This is a genomic window from Lentzea sp. JNUCC 0626 (genome assembly GCF_043632865.1).
In the GTDB taxonomy this organism is placed as follows: domain Bacteria; phylum Actinomycetota; class Actinomycetes; order Mycobacteriales; family Pseudonocardiaceae; genus Lentzea.
In genome coordinates, this window is sequence record NZ_CP171635.1 from 7,817,010 (window position 1) to 7,834,230 (window position 17,221).

The following is a 17,221-nucleotide window of genomic DNA, read 5'->3' on the forward strand; positions in this document are numbered from 1 at the left end:
GTCACCGGTGACGGAACCTGTTGTCGCCAGCGGGGTCGCGAGCTTCGCCTGGTTGTTGCTCGCGCTGCCCGCTCTCGGTGCGGCAGTGCTGTTGGTCAGCGGCAAGCGCGCTGACAAGTGGGGTCATCTGCTCGGCAGCGGCACGCTGCTGGCGTCGTTCGCGTACGCCGTCGTGTTGTTCTTCACGACCGTCGGGGTCTCGAACCCCGAGGAGCGCGTCCAGAACCTCAAGCTGTGGGACTGGATCGACGTCAACGCGCTGACCGTCGAGTTCGGACTGCGGATCGACCCGCTGTCGCTGACGTTCGTGCTGCTGATCACCGGTGTGGGCTCGCTGATCCACATCTACTCGATCGGCTACATGGCGCACGAGGAAGGCCGGCGGAAGTTCTTCGCCTACCTGAACCTCTTCGTGTCCGCGATGCTCCTGCTGGTGCTGGGCAACGGTTTCGTGACCCTGTACTTCGGCTGGGAGGGCGTCGGTCTCGCCTCGTACCTGCTGATCGGCTGGTACCAGTACAAGCCGGAAGCGGCGTCGGCGGCCAAGAAGGCCTTCCTGATGAACCGCGTCGGCGACCTGGGCCTCGCCATCGCGATCTTCCTGATGTTCAACAAGCTCGGGACCACGCAGTACACCGAGGTCTTCAGCCGCGTCGGCGAGTTCTCCTCGGCCGAGGTCCTCGCGATCACGCTGCTGCTGCTCCTCGGCGCCTGCGGCAAGTCGGGTCAGTTCCCGCTCCAGGCCTGGTTGCCGGACGCGATGGCCGGCCCGACCCCGGTGTCCGCGCTGATCCACGCGGCGACCATGGTCACCGCGGGCGTGTACCTCATCGCCCGCTCGAACCCGCTCTACAACCTGAGCGAGGACGGCCGCCTGGTCGTCATGATCATCGGTGCCGTCACGTTGCTGATCGGCTGCATCATCGGTTGCGCCTACGACGACTTCAAGAAGGTCCTGGCGTACTCGACGGTCTCGCAGATCGGCTACATGATCCTCGCCGTGGGCCTCGGCCCGATCGGCTACGCACTCGGCATCATGCACCTGCTGACGCACGGCTTCTTCAAGGCCGGGCTCTTCCTCGGTGCCGGTTCGGTCATGCACGGCATGAACGACGAGGGCAACATCCGCCGGATGGGCGGGCTCTACAAGTTCCTGCCGATCACCTTCGTCACCTGGACGCTCGGCTACCTCGCGCTGATCGGCATCCCGCCGTTCGCGGGCTACTTCTCGAAGGACGCCATCATCGCGGCGGCGTTCACGGGTGAGGGCTGGCGGCCGTGGGTCTTCGGTGGCGTCGCTCTGCTCGGTGCCGCGCTGACCGCGTTCTACATGACGCGCCTGCTGATCCTGGTCTTCCTGGGCAAGCCCCGCTGGAAGGACCTGAAGGCGGAGAACGGCAAGGAATACCACCCGCACGAGTCCCCGGTGTCGATGACCATCCCGATGATCATCCTGGCGGTCGGCTCGATCGGTGGCGGCTGGTTCCTCTCCTCCGGCGGACGTCTCGCCGGGTGGCTCGAGCCCTCGCTGGGCGAGCTGAAGGAAGAGCACGGCGTGATCTCGCACGGCATGGTCGGGATTCTCACGGTCGTGCTCGCGCTCGTCGGCGCCGGTCTCGCGTTCCTGCTCTTCGGCCGCGGCAAGCAGCCGGTCGAGCGCCCCGTGCGGGTGGCCTGGCCGGTGCGCGCGGCCCGTGCGGACCTCTACGGCAACGCACTGAACGAGGCACTGTTCGCGCGGCCGGGCACCTGGCTCACCCGCGCGCTGGTGTTCCTCGACCTGAAGGGCGTCGACGGTGCGGTCAACGGCACCGCGGCGCTGCTCGGCGGTAGCTCCGGCCGGTTGCGCAGGCTGCAGACCGGGTTCGTCCGCTCCTACGCACTGTCCATGCTGCTGGGCTCGATCTTCGTGCTCGGAGCGCTCCTGGTGGTGAGGTTCTCGTGACCTGGGTTCTGATCGCACTGCTGGTGGTGCCGCTGGTCGGCGCACTGGTGGTGGCGTTCCTGCGCAAGGACGACAAGAAGGCCAAGTTCGTCGCGCTGGCGTTCTCGCTCGTCGAGCTCGTGCTGGCCGTCCTGCTGTGGACCGCGTACGACCCGGACGGTGAGCGCATCCAGCTCAAGTCCGCTGTGGACTGGATCCCGGCGTTCGGCGTCCAGCTCTCGTTCGGCATCGACGGCATCGCGCTGGTGATGATCGCGGTCATCGCGCTGCTGATCCCGCTGGTGATCGGTGCCGGCTGGACGGAGAAGCTGCCCGCCGGGCGTTCGCAGGGCGGCTACCTCTCGCTGATCCTGATCCAGGAGGCCGTCACGGTCGCGGTGTTCGCCGCCACCGACGTCTTCCTGTTCTACGTCCTCTTCGAGGTCATGCTCATCCCGATGTACTTCCTGATCGGCGGCTACGGCGGCGCGCGCAGGCAGTACGCGGCGGTCAAGTTCTTCCTGTACTCGTTCCTCGGCGGCCTGATCATGCTGGCCTCCGCGATCGGCGCCTACGCGATGGCGTCGGACGAGCTGGGCAAGGGCACGTTCGACTGGGCGACCCTCGTGACCGTGGTCCGCGACGCCGACTCGACGACGCAGACCTGGCTGTTCCTCGGCTTCTTCCTGGCGTTCGCGATCAAGGCGCCGCTCGTGCCGTTCCACACCTGGCTGCCCGACGCGGCCGCCGAGGCGCCCATCGGCGTCACGGTCATCGTCGTCGGCATCCTGGACAAGGTCGGCACGTTCGGCATGCTGCGCTACCTGCTGCCGATGTTCCCGGAGGCGTCGAAGAACCTGGCGCCGCTGGTGCTCGTGCTCGCGGTGGCCGGTGTCCTTTATGGATCGCTGCTCGCCACGGGCCAGCGGGACATGAAGCGGTTCCTCGCTTACGTCTCGATCGCCCACTTCGGCTTCATCGCGCTCGGCATCTTCTCGTTCACGTCGCAGGCAGGCGTGGGCTCGGTGTCGTACATGCTCAACCACTCGATCTCGACCGGCATGCTGATCCTCGTGGTCGGCATGATCATCGCGCGCGGTGGTTCGTCGCTGATCTCCGACTACGGCGGCATGTCGAAGGTGGCGCCGCTGCTCGCGGGCATGCTGCTGCTGTCGGGTCTGACCACGCTGTCGCTGCCGGGCACGAACTCGTTCGTCTCGGAGTTCCTCGTGCTGATCGGCTCGTTCCCGACGCAGCCGGTGTTCACGATCATCGCGACGGTCGGCATGGTGCTCGCGGCGCTCTACGTGCTGTGGCTGTACCAGCGGATCATGACCGGCCCGCTGCGCGGCGACGCGCTGCTGGGTGCGGCCGCCGGTCCGGGTGCGGTCGGCGACCCGGAGAAGAAGACCACGATCGGCGACCTCACCAAGCGCGAGATCGCCGTACTGGCACCGCTCGTTGTCATCGTGCTGGCACTCGGGTTCTACCCGCAGCCGGTGCTCGACGTCATCACCCCGACTGTCGGGGCGACGCTGACCGAGGTCGGCGTGACCGACCCGGTCACCGTGCAGGAAGGCAAGTGACGTGAACCTTCTCGTCGCTCAGGCGCAGACGATCGAGGCGCCGGAGATCGAATACGGCGCCATCGCGCCGCTGCTGATCGTGCTCGGTGCGGCGTGCATCAGCGTGCTGCTGGAAGCGTTGCTGCCCAAGCACCAGCGGTGGGCCGTGCAGCTCGTGCTGACGCTCGTGACGTTGGTGGGCGCGGTCGGTTCGCTGATCGTCTACTCCACGTCGGACCGCCCGGAGACGGGCGTCGCGACGCTGGCGGGCGCGATCGCGGTCGACTCGCCGTCGCTCTTCCTGTGGGCCACGTTGCTGGTGCTGGCCTTCGGGTCGGTGCTGCTGATCGCCGACCGGTCGGTGGAGCCCGGTGGCGCGTTCGTGGCGCAGGCCGCGATCCGCCCCGGCACCGTCCAGGACCGCGCGCAGGCGACGAAGACCGGCATGCAGACCGAGGTCTTCCCGCTCACGCTGTTCGCACTCGGCGGCATGATGACGTTCGTCGCGGCGAACGACCTGCTGACGATGTTCATCGCGCTGGAAGTCCTGTCGCTGCCGCTGTACCTGCTGTGCGGCCTGGCTCGCCGCCGTCGCCTGCTCTCGCAGGAAGCGGCCGTGAAGTACTTCCTGCTCGGCGCGTTCGCCTCCGCGTTCTTCCTCTACGGCGTGGCCCTGCTCTACGGCTACGCGGGTTCCGTGAAGCTCTCGGCGATCGCGACGGCCGCCGGCGGCACCGACCGTTCCGACACGCTGCTGTTCGCGGGCTTCGGCCTGCTGGTGGTGGGCCTGCTCTTCAAGGCCGCCGTCGGTCCGTTCCACGCCTGGACCCCGGACGTGTACCAGGGCGCGCCGACGCCGATCACGGCGTTCATGGCCGCCTGCACCAAGGTCGCCGCGTTCGGCGGCATCCTGCGCGTGCTCACGGTCGCGTTCGAGAACACGCAGTGGGAGTGGCGCGGCGTGCTCTACGCCGTCGCGGTCGTCTCGATGGTGATCGGCGCGATCCTCGGTCTGACCCAGACCGACGTGAAGCGCATGATCGCGTACTCCTCGGTGGCGCACGCGGGCTTCCTGCTGATCGGCTCGATCGCGCTGACGCCCGAGGGCGACGCCCCCGGTGTGAGCGCGACCATGTTCTACCTGCTGGCGTACGGCTTCACCACGATCGCCGCGTTCGGCATCGTGTCGCTGGTCCGCAACTCGGACGGCGAGGCGACGCACCTGTCGCAGTGGGCGGGTCTCGCGAAGCGGTCGCCGATCGTGGCGGCCACCTTCACGTTCCTGCTGCTGGCCCTGGCCGGTATCCCGCTGACGTCCGGCTTCATCGGCAAGTTCGTCGTGTTCAGCGCGGCGATCGAGGCCGGCCTGACGCCGCTCGTGGTGATCGCCCTGGTGGCCTCGGCCGTCGCGGCGTTCTTCTACCTGCGGGTGATCGTGCTGATGTACTTCAGCGACCCGGCTCCGGACGGCCCGACCGTCACCGTGCCCGGCGCGTTCACCACGATCGCGATCACGTTGGGTGCCGTCGTGACCTTGGTGCTGGGTTTGTGGCCCACGTTCGTGCTCGATTGGGCGGGTACCGGCACCTTCCTCAGCTAGGTGTACGTAGGCTGCTGGTGTGACCAGTAGCGAGCATGAGGGACCGGGGTTCGCGTTGGTGGACCCCGTGCTCACCGAGGTAGTCCAGGAAGGCCTGGCCGAGGTGGAGCGCATCCTGCACGACGTCGTGCAGAGCGAGTTCACCCCGGTCACGGAAACCTCGCTTCACCTTGTGGAGGCGGGCGGAAAGCGGATCCGCCCGCTCTTCACACTGCTCGCATCGCAGTTCGGCGCCGACTGGGACCGGGAAAAGGTCATCAAGGCGGCCGCTGTGGTGGAGCTCACCCACCTCGCGACGCTCTACCACGACGACGTCATGGACGAGGCGACCATGCGCCGCGGAGCTGTCTCCGCGAACGTCAAGTGGGACAACAGCATCGCGATCCTGACGGGCGACTTCCTGTTCGCCCACGCGTCCCGGCTGACAGCCGACCTGGGGACGGACGCGGCGCGGATCATCGCGGAGACCTTCTCGTTGCTGGTGACCGGCCAGATGCGCGAGACCGTGGGCCCGCAGTCCGGCGAGGACGCCATCTCCCACTACCTCAAGGTGATCGAGGAGAAGACCGGCTGCCTGATCGCCACGGCGGCACGGTTCGGCGGCATGTTCTCCGACGCCACCGAGGAGCAGACGGACGCGCTGCGCCGGTACGCCGAGGTGATCGGGGCGGCGTTCCAGATCTCCGACGACGTCATCGACATCGCGTCGCCGTCGGTCACGTCGGGCAAGACGCCCGGCACCGACCTGCGTGAGGGCGTGAAGACGCTGCCGATGCTCTACGCGCTGGCCGACCCGTCCGAGACGCGGCTCGCCGAGCTGCTGGCGGGGCCGATCTCCGACGACGCGCTGGTGGACGAGGCTCTGGACCTGCTGCGGAAGTCCGCGGGCATGGACCGCTCGCGCGAGGTTCTCGCCGACTACGTCGACAGGGCCCGGGTCGAGCTCGGCAAGCTGCCGGAGTGCCCGGCCCGGGACGCTCTCGAAGAGCTGGCCGTGTACGTGGTGGAGCGCTCTCGCTGATGTCTAGGTGACCGGCGCGAGCGCTTGCTTGCGCCGGTTCCGCACCGCGTCGACCGTGAAGAACGCCAGGGCGAGCCACACCAGCCCGAACCCGATCCACCGGCTGGCCGGCATCGGTTCGTGCACCACGAACACGCCCCACGCGAACTGCAGGATCGGCGCGATGTACTGGAGCATCCCCATGGTGCTCAACGGGATCAGCCGCGCCCCGGCCCCGAACAGCAGCAACGGCACCACCGTCACGATGCCGGTGCTGAGGAGCAGCAGCACGTGGCCGGTGCCGGCGGCGGCGAACGTGTTCGCGCTGCCGAGGGTGAACAGGTAGACCAGTGCGATCGGCGCGATCACGGCGTTCTCCGCGGTGAGGCTGGAGATCGCGTCCAGCGGCACCTTCTTCTTCAACAGCCCGTAGGTGCCGAAGGAACAGGCCAGGATCAGCGAGATCACCGGAAGCCTGCCGTAGTCGATGGTGAGCACGATCACAGCGATCACGGCCACACCGATCGCCGCGATCTGGATGATGCGCAATCGTTCCTTGAGGAAGATCATGCCCAGTGCCACGCTCACCAACGGGTTGATGAAGTAGCCGAGCGCGGCCTCGACGACATGATGGCTGTTGACGGCGTAGATGTAGACGCCCCAGTTCACCGTGATCAAGACGGCGGCTGAGGTAACGATGAGCCAGCCTCTTCCGGATAGTTCCAGGAGAGGACGCCAGCGTCGGAGCACGGCGACGACGAGGGCGAGGGTGACCAACGACCAGACGATCCGGTGCGCGAGCACCTCGACCGGCTGGGCGGGTACGAGCAGTGGCCAGTACGCCGGGAACAGGCCCCAAAGGACGTAGGCGAGTACGCCGTAGGTGACCCCTCGCCCCTGGGTGTGAACTTCTGGCGAACTGATGGCCGAGGTGGTCGGAGGGGACACAAAATCCCACTCTACGCTGGGCTTTCCACCCGTTATTTGCGCTGAACGGCGTAGTGACGGAGCATCATCAAAGGCACTGTAGTTTGGCCCTGCTCACCCTTCCGAGTGAGTGGGGTCGGAGTGTGGTCGTAGAAGGGGCATACCCGTGAACATCTTCGGGCAGGTCTGGCTGTGGAGCCTGCTGTCCTTCGTTGCGGGAGTGCTGCTCACCTGGTTGGTGATGGTGCGCCCCGCGCGGAAGCAGATCGCCGACCTGGATGATCAACTTCTCGACGCGCGCAGGTCGGCCAAGCCGGTCCCGGCCGCCGTCACCGTCGACGACTTCGTGGTCGACGAGTGGGAGGCCGCGCCGCCGCGATCGTTGAGCGACGAGGTGCTGACGCCGCCCGCGCCCGTTCCGGCGCTGCCGCCGGTGCCGGTGCCCGCGCCGTACGTCGAGCCGCCCGCGTACTTCGGTGAGCCGGTGCCGGCTCCCGCGCCCGTGCTGCCGCCGCCTCCGCCGCCACCCGTGGTGGAAGAGCCCGCGGCGTACGAGACGACGACGTTCGACGCCCAGCCTGAGCTGGACGAGGAGCCCGCCGCGCCGGTCCGCCAGTACCTGGAGCCGGAGGAGGCTCAGCGCCGCTTCGAGGAGCAGCTGGCGGAGCAGAAGGCCCTGGCCGACGCCGAGGACGACCGCCCGCGCTCGTTGTTCGAGCGGCTGGCGCCCGAGGTTCCCCCGGAGACCCCGGCGGAGCAGACGACCGTCCTGTCGCAGTCGGGCCTCGAGGCCGCGGACTTCGACGACGAGCCGGAGCTTCCCGCCGAGCAGACCTCGCACCTGCCGGCGATGCCGCCGGTCGCCGAGCCCGCCGCCCCCGCGGCGTCGCCGACGGCCGGACCCGAGGTCGAGCAGCCGGACGACTTCATCTACCAGCCGCGCGAGGTCTGGGGCCAGGAAGAGCAGGAGGTCTTCCAGGACGAGGCCGCCGAGCAGGAGGACGAGCCGGTCGGCACCCGCTCCGAGCAGACGACGTTCATCGCCGTCGAAGAGAGCAGCTGGCCCGGTAGCGACCTCACCGGCGAGTACCCGATCGTGCGCGACGAGATCTCCGGTCAGCTGGACGGGTTCACCGAGCCCGAGTTCGAGGTCGAGCCCGAGACCGCCGCCGAGCAGACCGGCCTGATCGAGCCGATCACGGACCTGGACGCGCCGCACGTGCGCAACGGCGTCTTCGAGACGACCTCCGCCGAGGAGCCCCTGTTCGCGGAGCCCGAAGTCGAGGCGGAGCCGGAACTCGAGCAGGAGCCGGAGTCCGAGTCCGCACACGCGTTGCGTGAGGAACCGGCCTACGAGGACCAGGCTCACGAGGAACCGGTCTACGAGGAGCGCGTCTACGAGGAGTTTGTCGCTCCCGAGTACACCGGCTCGTTCACCATGCCGTTCACGACGCCGGGTGCCCCGCCGCCCGCGCCGTTCTCGGCGTTCGAGCCGCGCGTCGAGGCCGACGAGGTGCCCGAACGCACCCCGCGTGCCGTCGGCGCCGCCTTCTCGCACGGGGTGGAGACCCCGGCGGCACCGGTGGCGGCTCCCGCCCCCGAGCGTTCGCGGTCGCTGTTCGAGCCGCTGCTCGACGCCGACGAGCCGTTGCCCGCGTTGGGGCAGACCCGCACGCTCCCGGACACGAGCAACGACCAGCCGTTCGTGCCGACGTTCGTGCCGAGCGACGAGCCGCTGCTGGCCGCCCCGCCGGAGCCGGACCCCGAGCCCGTCGACCTGCCGCAGCGCCACACCGAGGCGGGTCTGCCGATCCGCGAGGCACGCCGCAGCACCATGGCCCAGCAACGGCAGCAGAGCTTCCCGGCGTTCTCGGCCTTCGAGTCCGCGAAGCCGGAAGCCCCCGCGGCCCCGGCCCTCCCGGTTCGTCCGCGCCCGGTCGGCTTCTCGCCGTCGACCGGCGGCGCTCCGGCCGCCGCCCCCGCCGGTGGTGGTTCCCCGGCCCGTTTCCAGCAACCGGAGGGCTTCAACCCGCGCTCGCCGTTCGGTCCGGGCTCGGTCCTGCCGAAGTCGGACGGGCACGCCCCGGCCGCGGACTTCGCGGTGAAGGCGACGCTGACCGGCCGCCGCTACTACTCGCAGGGCTCGTCGAACTTCGGCGACACCCGTGCCGACGTGTGGTTCCGCACCGAGGCGGACGCGGAGAAGGCCGGTTTCCGTCCCGCTCCCTGATCGATTACCGCCAGATGGAACGCTGTTCTGGCAGGGGATGACATGCGCCGATAGCTTCGGCGCATGTCATCCGAGCTGGCGAAATCGCAGATCTCCTCGACGATCGTGGACTCGATCGAGGATCTGAAGGGCACCCACCACGGCTTCCGCCGCGCCCACGCCCGAGGCTTCGTCTACGAAGCCGTGTTCACCCCGTCCGGTGCCGCGGCGCCGTTCACCACCGCCTCGCACCTGCAGGGCCCGCCGGTGCGCGCGACCGTCCGCTTCTCGCACACCGACGCCAACCCGCACGCCTTCGACAGCGATCGCTCCGTGCGCGGGTTCGCGACGAAGTTCCACCTCGCCGACGGCACCAACACCGACCTGGTGATGGTGAACGTGGAGCGGTTCGTGGCGGCGACGCCCGAGGAGTTCGTGGACTTCATCAAGGCCGCCAAGGCCGACACCGATGCGCGCGATCCCTCCGTGCCGCACATCAAGTCGTTCGTGGGCGCGCATCCGACCGTTGGGCCCGCGTTGGTGGCGGCCAAGTCCGTGGGGATTCCCGAGAGCTACGGCACGTCCCAGTACTGGGCGATCCACGCGTTCCTGTGGCGTGACGCTTCAGGTGTCGTACGGCCCGTGCGCTATTCGTGGGTGCCCGAGGCTGGTGTCGTGGATGCCGAGGACTCTTCTTCGTGGACCCCGCACCACCTCACCGAGGAGCTGCGCGAGCGGCTGCCGATCTCGTTCGTGCTGCGCGTGACGTTCGGCGAGCCGGGCGATCCGACGCACGACTCGACGATCGCGTGGCCGGCTGACCGGCGGTCCGTCGACGTCGGCCGGATCGAGATCACCGCCGAGGCCGAGGACCAGGAGCACTGGCAGGCGCAGGTGTTCGACCCGACCTCGCTGGTGGACGGCATCGAGGTGTCGGACGACCCGGTGCTGGCCGCTCGCAGCACGATCTACGCCGTGTCCTACGACCGCCGCTCGCACCAGCGGTAGACACGAAGAAGGCCCCCAACCGAACGTTCGGTCAGGGGCCTTCTCGTAGTTCGCGTACTAGCCGACCACGGTCCAGGTGTCCTTGCCGTGCAACAGCTTGCTCAGATCTGCGGCCCTGGCGTTCTTGGCCTCGGCGACCTGCGCGCGCACTCCGTCGTCGTACGTCGCACGGTCCGCACGGCGGAACACGCCCGTGACGGTGTGCGTGAGGTCCTGCGTCGACAGCCGCGAGAGCGCGAACGACAGGTTCAGGTCCGACGCGTCGTGCACCACGATGTCGCTCGCGTCCACGTCCGCGGACTTCGCGACCGCGAGGCCGAAGCCCTCGCGCACCACGCAGTACTCGCCCTCACGGCCGAAGCGGATCGGCTCGCCGTCCACGACGTTGATGATCCGCCGCTGTGCCTCGTCCGCGTCCTTCAGCACGTCGAACGCGCCGTCGTTGAAGATCGGGCAGTTCTGGTAGATCTCGACGAGCGCCGAACCGCGGTGCTCGGCGGCCTGCCGCAGCACCGAGGTCAGCCCGGCCTTGTCCGAGTCGAGCGCCCGGCCCACGAAGGAGGCCTCCGCGCCCAGTGCCAGCGACACCGGGTTGAACGGGTGGTCGACCGAGCCGATCGGCGTCGACTTGGTGACCTTGCCCGGCTCCGAGGTCGGCGAGTACTGACCCTTGGTGAGGCCGTAGATCCGGTTGTTGAACAGCAGGATCTTGAGGTTCACGTTGCGCCGCAACGTGTGGATCAGGTGGTTGCCACCGATGGACAGCGCGTCGCCGTCACCCGTCACCACCCACACGCTGAGGTCCGGCCGCGCCACGGCGAGACCCGTCGCGATAGCCGGCGCACGGCCGTGGATGGAGTGCATGCCGTACGTGTTCATGTAGTACGGGAAGCGGGACGAACACCCGATGCCCGAGACGAACACGATGTTCTCGCGCTTGAGGCCGAGCGACGGCAGGAACGACTGCATGGTGTTGAGCACGATGTAGTCGCCACAACCCGGGCACCAGCGGACTTCCTGGTCCGACTTGTAGTCGCGGGCCGACTGCTTCTCGTCGGTGGTCGGAACTCCGGTCAGGCCGGGAAGACCGATGTCGATTGCGGTCACGCCGACACCCCCTTGATCACGTCAGCGAGCACGTCCTGCAGCTCTTCCGCCTTGAAGGGCAGACCCTGCACCTTGGTGTACGACTGCGCGTCCACGAGGTACTTCGCCCTCAACAGCAACGCCAGCTGGCCGAGGTTCATTTCCGGCACGATGACCTTTTCGTACGACTTCAGCACTTCGCCCAGGTTCTTGGGGAACGGGTTGAGGTGCCGCAGGTGCGCGTGCGCGACCGGAAGGCCGAGCTTGCGGACCCGGCGCGCGGCCGCACCGATCGGGCCGTAGGACGAACCCCAGCCCACGACGAGGACCTTCGCGTCGCCGTCCGGGTCGTCGACCACGACGTCCGGCACCTCGATGCCGTCGATCTTGGCCTGGCGCAGGCGAACCATCTTGTCGTGGTTCTCCGGGTCGTACGAGATGTTGCCGGTGATGTCCTGCTTCTCCAGGCCGCCGATGCGGTGCTGGAGACCAGGCGTACCGGGCACCGCCCACGGACGTGCCAGCGTCTCCGGGTCACGCGAGTACGGCTGGAAGCCCTCCGGGTCCGTCGCGAACTCGACCGTGAGGTCCGGCAGCGACTCGACGTCCGGGATCATCCACGGCTCGGAGCCGTTCGCGATCGCGCCGTCGGACAGGAACAGCACCGGGGTGCGGTACTTCAGCGCGATCCTGGTCGCGTCGACCACGGCGTCGAAGCAGTCCGAGGGGGACTGCGGCGCCACGATCGGCACGGGCGACTCGCCGTTGCGGCCGAACATCGCCTGCAGCAGGTCGGCCTGCTCGGTCTTCGTCGGCAGACCGGTGGACGGGCCACCGCGCTGGACGTCGATCACGAGCAGCGGCAGTTCGGTCATCACGCCGAGGCCGATGGTCTCGGACTTGAGCGCGATGCCGGGACCGGACGTCGACGTGACGCCGATCGCGCCGCCGTAGGACGCGCCGAGGGCGATGCCGATGCCCGCGATCTCGTCCTCGGCCTGCACCGTGGTGATGTCGAAGTTCTTGTGCTTGCTCAGTTCGTGCAGGATGTCCGACGCCGGCGTGATCGGGTACGTGCCGAGCACGACCGGCAGCTTGGACAGCTGCGCGGCCGCGACGATGCCGTACGCCGTCGCGGTGTTGCCGGTGATCTGGCGGTACGTGCCGACGTTCAGCTTCGCGGGTGCCACCTCGTAGGTGACCGCGAAGGCCTCGGTCGTCTCGCCGTAGTAGAAGCCCGCGCGGAACGCCAGGACGTTCGCCTCGGCGATGTCCGGCTTCTTCGCGAACTTCTCGCGCAGGAACCGTTCCGTGCCTTCGGTGGGCCGGTGGTACATCCACGACAGCAGGCCGAGCGCGAACATGTTCTTCGCGCGTTCGGCGTCCTTCTTGCCGAGACCGGTCTCCTCGAGCGCCCCGATGGTCAGCGTCGCCATGGCGACCTTGTGCACCTGGAACCTCTCGAGCGAGTCGTCTTCCAGCGGGTTCGAGTCGTACCCGACCTTCGTCAGGTTCCGCTTCGAGAACTCGTCGGTGTTGACGATGAGGATGCCGCCGTCCGGCAGGTCGACGACGTTCGCCTTGAGCGCTGCCGGGTTCATCGCGACGAGGACGTCGGGACGGTCGCCGGGCGTCAGGATGTCGTAGTCGGCGAAGTGCAGCTGGAACGACGACACACCGGGCAGCGTGCCCTGTGGTGCGCGGATCTCGGCGGGGAAGTTGGGCTGGGTGGCGAGGTCGTTGCCGAACGCCGCCGCTTCCGACGTGAACCGGTCTCCGGTGAGCTGCATGCCGTCACCGGAGTCTCCGGCGAAGCGGATCACGACGCGATCCAGCTTGCGAGTCTCAGTGCTCATTCCTACGCCGATACCTCTCTCCAAGGGTGGCCGTGCCCCACCACGAGGGTAGTCGCCAGGACCGCCTGCGAGACGGGCCGTGTACCACCAGGCGAGACGAACTGTCCCATCTGCCGCAACGGGTCCTTAACTCAACGGTAAGCACAGCACTACCAGCGGATACCCGAATGCGGCAGACGTCACCCTCGATACCTGTTACTCAAGGTAACACTTACCGCCCGCTGATCCGAGCCTTCATCGCGGCAAGCCTCGCAGCGAACTCTGGAGTGTCGATCGATTCGACCTGTGGTTCCAGTTCGGCCTCGACCGCATCAGCGTGGACCTGCATTGCATCGGTCTTTCGCATCGTTGCCTTGATGGTCCGCACGAGTGGCCCCGGCGCGTCGGCCGCCGCCTTGGCCAGCTCCTTCGCCACTGACAGTGGGTCCTCGGCCTTGGCGTAGGCAAGTCCGTGCGCGACGGCCTGGTCGGCGTCCAGGATCTGCCCGAAGAGCGTCATGGCAGTGGCTGTTTGCGGGTTCGTGAGGCGTTGCAACATCCACGTCATGCCGCCGCCGGGGTGGATGCCGAGCTGCAGGAACCGCGCGTCGAACCGCGCCCTGGGCCCCGCGACCCGCACGTCCGCCGCCAGCGCCAGGTTGAGCCCGGCCCCGACCGCGGCTCCGTTGACCGCCGCGATCGTGGGGATCACGGCGTTCTTGACGGCCAGGAACCCCTTGTAGATGTTCCGCAGCCCTTCGTCCTTGGAGTTCCCGAGCTGCGTCAGATCGGCCCCCGCGCAGAACGCCGGCGGCGCCCCGGTGACGATCAGCGCGTTGGCGTTCCGTTGCGCTTCCTCGACCTTGTCCGCGAGCGCCTGCGACAGGTCGATCGTGAGCGCGTTCCGCCGCTCCGGATCGTTGATCGTGATCACCGCGACGGCGTCTTCGAACTCCAGCAGAACCTCAGCCATGCCGCGGACTCTAGGGTGCGATCGGCCGGTCCAGCAGCCGGGACAGCACCACCGTCGACACCGTCCGATCGATGATCTCCACGGCCCGCAGGCGCTCCAACGCCGTCTCCAGGTGATGGATGTCCGCTGCCCGCAGGTGCACGATCGCGTCCGCCGCCCCGGACACCGTGTAGGCCGCGCTGACCTCGGCCATCGGCTCGAGCCGGTGCTGGATGTCGTGCGGAGCCACGTTCCCCTTGCAGTGCACCTCGACGAACGCCTCCGTCCCCCACCCGAGCGCCTCGGGGTCCACCACCGCCGTGAACCCCCGCAACACCCCGTTGTCCAGCAGTTTGTCCACCCGCCGCTTCACCGCGGGGGCGCTCAACCCCACCTCTTTCCCGATCTCCGCGTAGCTGGAACGGGCGTTGGCCATGAGGCACGAAATGATTCGCTGGTCGATGCTGTCCACACGCAACATTCTGCCCTAGTTGACGCAATGTCGCGGCGTTGATCGATGGTCGAGCTGCCGTTTACATTTCGATCCATGACCGTATCCATCTCCGGGCCGGGCGAGCCGATCACTCTCGACATCGCCGCGCCCATCGCGCCGACGCGCATGCCGACCACCCGTCGGTACCTCATGTGCCCGCCGACGTACTTCACGGTGGAGTACGCCATCAACCCGTGGATGGATCCCACCCAGCCCACCAGCACGTCCCTCGCGGTCGAGCAGTGGACGGCTTTGAAGGAGACCTACGAGCGCCTGGGCCACGAGGTCCACGTGATCGAGCCTGTCGTGGGTTTGCCCGACATGGTCTTCTCCGCCAACAGCGGCACCGTCATCGACGGCAAGGTCCTAGGCTCCCGCTTCCGCGCCTCGCAACGCGCCGCCGAGGCCGACCACTTCCGCCGCTGGTTCCTCGGCTCCGGCTACAACTCGGTGGTCATGCCCACCGCCGTCAACGAGGCCGAGGGCGACTTCACCTGGACCGGCTCCCTGCTGCTGGCCGGCACGGGCTTCCGCACCGACCCGGGGGCCCACTCCGAGGCCCAAGAGGTCCTGGGCGTCCCCGTGGTGTCCCTGCAGTTGGTAGACCCGCGCTTCTACCACCTCGACGTGGCCCTCTTCATGCTCGACGACCAGTCCCCGACCCCGCTGGTCGCCTACTACCCGGAGGCCTTCTCGCCGGGCTCACAGCAGGTCCTGCGCCGCCTCTTCCCGGACGCCGTGATCGCCAACGACGACGACGCCGTCTGCCTGGGCCTCAACGCGGTGTCCGACGGCAAGCACGTCGTCATGCCGGTCGAGGCTGTTCACCTGGCCGAGCAGGTGGCGCGCCGCGGCTTCGAGCCCGTGCTCGTCGACATCTCGGAGCTGCGCAAGTCGGGCGGCGGCCCGAAGTGCTGCACGATGGAACTGCGCGGCTAGACCTCGCCCACGCAGTGCCGTTCCGCTGTTCCTGCGTGGAGGCTTCAAAGGCCGGTTGACCTGCTCCGATGCTGCCAACGACGTCAGCGTCGGCAGGTCACCGTCTGCCGCTGACTGCGGCTTTCTGCGGCTGTCTCTGGAACACGTGTGGAACAAGAAGAGCCCCCGGCGAGATCACTTGGGTTCTAGTGGTCGTTGCAACACCTGAGTTCAGGGGTTGTGATGTTCGAGATCCGGGCCGATCGGTCGGGGCGGGTGAAGCTGGTCCGGGAACGGGCCACTTATCTTGATCTTGTGGCGAGTGGTGTGAGCAGCCGGGAGGCGTGCCGGATCGTCGGCGTCAATTATCGGACCGGAAAGCGATGGCGTAACGGCAAGAAGCAGTCGAAGTGGAACAAGGCGGCGCCACCGATCACCGCGGTGGCGCCGCCTTGTGAGGCCTCCCGGTTCCTGCGCGAGGACGAGCGGATCCTGATCGCCGACCGCGGGCGGGAGAAGGCCACGATCCGGCAGATCGCGGCGGAGTTGGGGCGCAGCCCGTCCACGATCAGCCGAGAACTGCGCCGCAACGCGCATCCGGTCAGCGGGCAGTATCGTCCGCACGCCGCTCAGGCCCGTGCCGACGCCCGCCGGCCACGCCCGAAAACCGGCAAGATCGCCGCGACCCCCCTGCTGCGCCAGGTCATCCAGGACGGCCTGGACCTGCGCTGGAGCCCGAAGCAGATCGTGCAACGCTTGCGCCGGGATTTCCCCGACCGCCCGGAGTTGCACGTGGTTCACGAGACGATCTACCAGGCCCTCTACGTCCAGGGACGCGGTGAACTGCGCCGTGAGCTCACCGCGGCGTTGCGCACCGGCAGAGCGCTGCGCCGCCCGCGCCGCCAGGCACAGCAGCGCACACCGCGGATGGCCACCCCGATGGTCATGATCAGCGAACGCCCGGCCGAAGCCGAGGACCGCGCGATCCCGGGACACTGGGAAGGCGATCTGATCATCGGCAAGGACAAGAAGTCCGCCATCGGCACTCTGGTCGAACGCGCCACCCGCTACGTCATGCTCGTGCACCTGCCCCACGGCCGCACCGCCGACCAGGTCCGCGACGCCCTCGTTGACACCGTCCAGACCTTGCCCGCCCACCTCTGGCGGTCACTGACCTGGGACCAAGGCGCCGAAATGTCAGGCCACGCACGATTCACCGCCGCCACCGACATCCCGGTCTACTTCTGCGACCCGCACTCACCCTGGCAGCGCGGCAGCAACGAGAACACCAACGGCCTGCTACGCCAATACTTCCCCAAAGGCACCGACCTGTCCGTCCACAACCGCGCACACCTCGACGCCGTCGCGGTCCAGCTCAACGGCCGCCCACGCGAAACCCTCGGCTGGGACACCCCAGCCGAACGCATGGCTAAACTCCTCGCCCAAGCCAGTTGATCATCCGTGTTGCGACGACCCCTGGAATCCACCTCATCGCCGGGGGCTCTTTCGATCAATCTACCTGCGGTGAGGTGCGAGTGCGTGGCGCCTAAGTGCGTGCGTCGACGTTGGGTGGAGCCGCCCCAACGCCAACTGGAAGCTGTGGGGGTTAGCCGAACGACTGTGGTCGATGACTGCCCGTAGGCCCGCGTGGCCACATGTAGCGTTTTCCGTCCTCCTTGCGACCTACTCCACGTTCAGGTCTAG

At 68.0% G+C, this 17,221-nt stretch carries 13 protein-coding genes; 8 read left to right on the forward strand and 5 right to left on the reverse strand.

Annotated features, from left to right (window positions below; genetic code table 11):
* Positions 1–7: 7 nt before the first annotated feature.
* Genes nuoL through JNUCC0626_RS36270 form a run of 4 tightly spaced genes read left to right on the forward strand, consistent with a single transcriptional unit; the run spans position 8 to position 6,110 of the window.
* Complete coding sequence (gene nuoL / locus JNUCC0626_RS36255) at positions 8–1,945, forward strand: NADH-quinone oxidoreductase subunit L (protein ID WP_394615224.1); 1,938 nt, start codon at positions 8–10, stop codon at positions 1,943–1,945.
* Positions 1,942–3,510 carry an NADH-quinone oxidoreductase subunit M gene (locus tag JNUCC0626_RS36260; protein WP_394615225.1) on the forward strand — a complete coding sequence of 523 codons (1,569 nt, stop codon included), beginning with the start codon at positions 1,942–1,944 and terminating at the stop codon, positions 3,508–3,510. Before nuoL ends, JNUCC0626_RS36260 begins: the two co-directional genes overlap by 4 nt.
* Position 3,511: 1 nt before the next feature.
* Entirely contained in the window at positions 3,512–5,089 is a 1,578-nt protein-coding gene (gene nuoN, locus JNUCC0626_RS36265; protein WP_394615226.1) for an NADH-quinone oxidoreductase subunit NuoN, read from the forward strand.
* 55 nt (positions 5,090–5,144) lie between these two features.
* The gene (locus tag JNUCC0626_RS36270; protein ID WP_394622182.1) at positions 5,145–6,110 is read left to right on the forward strand and encodes a polyprenyl synthetase family protein; all 966 of its coding nucleotides are present in this window, start codon (positions 5,145–5,147) and stop codon (positions 6,108–6,110) included.
* Positions 6,111–6,113: 3 nt separating this feature from the next.
* On the opposite strand, the gene rarD is transcribed toward JNUCC0626_RS36270, so the two are convergent.
* Positions 6,114–7,037, reverse strand: coding sequence for an EamA family transporter RarD (gene rarD, locus JNUCC0626_RS36275; protein WP_394615227.1), 924 nt, complete (start codon positions 7,035–7,037; stop codon positions 6,114–6,116).
* 145 nt (positions 7,038–7,182) lie between these two features.
* Between rarD and JNUCC0626_RS36280 the strand changes: the two genes are divergently transcribed.
* Positions 7,183–9,246, forward strand: coding sequence for a hypothetical protein (locus JNUCC0626_RS36280; protein ID WP_394615228.1), 2,064 nt, complete (start codon positions 7,183–7,185; stop codon positions 9,244–9,246).
* Between the two features lie 63 nt (positions 9,247–9,309).
* Positions 9,310–10,233, forward strand: a complete 924-nt coding sequence (locus tag JNUCC0626_RS36285) for a catalase family peroxidase (RefSeq protein WP_394615229.1) — start codon at positions 9,310–9,312, stop codon at positions 10,231–10,233.
* Positions 10,234–10,290: 57 nt separating this feature from the next.
* On the opposite strand, the gene JNUCC0626_RS36290 is transcribed toward JNUCC0626_RS36285, so the two are convergent.
* The 4 genes from JNUCC0626_RS36290 to JNUCC0626_RS36305 all read right to left on the reverse strand — a co-directional run bounded on the left by JNUCC0626_RS36290 (position 10,291) and on the right by JNUCC0626_RS36305 (position 14,578).
* Positions 10,291–11,340, reverse strand: a complete 1,050-nt coding sequence (locus JNUCC0626_RS36290; protein WP_394615230.1) for a 2-oxoacid:ferredoxin oxidoreductase subunit beta — start codon at positions 11,338–11,340, stop codon at positions 10,291–10,293.
* Entirely contained in the window at positions 11,337–13,175 is a 1,839-nt protein-coding gene (locus JNUCC0626_RS36295) for a 2-oxoacid:acceptor oxidoreductase subunit alpha (protein WP_394615231.1), read from the reverse strand. The genes JNUCC0626_RS36290 and JNUCC0626_RS36295 overlap by 4 nt, the downstream gene beginning before the upstream one ends.
* Positions 13,176–13,386: 211 nt before the next feature.
* A complete protein-coding gene (locus JNUCC0626_RS36300; RefSeq protein ID WP_394615232.1) occupies positions 13,387–14,127 on the reverse strand; it encodes an enoyl-CoA hydratase in 741 nt (246 codons plus the stop codon).
* Positions 14,128–14,137: 10 nt separating this feature from the next.
* Positions 14,138–14,578: an Lrp/AsnC family transcriptional regulator gene (locus tag JNUCC0626_RS36305; protein WP_394615233.1), complete on the reverse strand. Its 441-nt coding sequence runs from the start codon at positions 14,576–14,578 to the stop codon at positions 14,138–14,140.
* Positions 14,579–14,725: 147 nt separating this feature from the next.
* On the opposite strand from JNUCC0626_RS36305, the gene ddaH reads away from it, so the two are divergent.
* Positions 14,726–15,538 carry a dimethylargininase gene (ddaH, locus tag JNUCC0626_RS36310; RefSeq protein WP_394622183.1) on the forward strand — a complete coding sequence of 271 codons (813 nt, stop codon included), beginning with the start codon at positions 14,726–14,728 and terminating at the stop codon, positions 15,536–15,538.
* Positions 15,539–15,844: 306 nt separating this feature from the next.
* Complete coding sequence (locus JNUCC0626_RS36315) at positions 15,845–16,972, forward strand: IS30 family transposase (RefSeq protein WP_394622069.1); 1,128 nt, start codon at positions 15,845–15,847, stop codon at positions 16,970–16,972.
* The last annotated feature ends 249 nt before the right edge of the window (positions 16,973–17,221 follow it).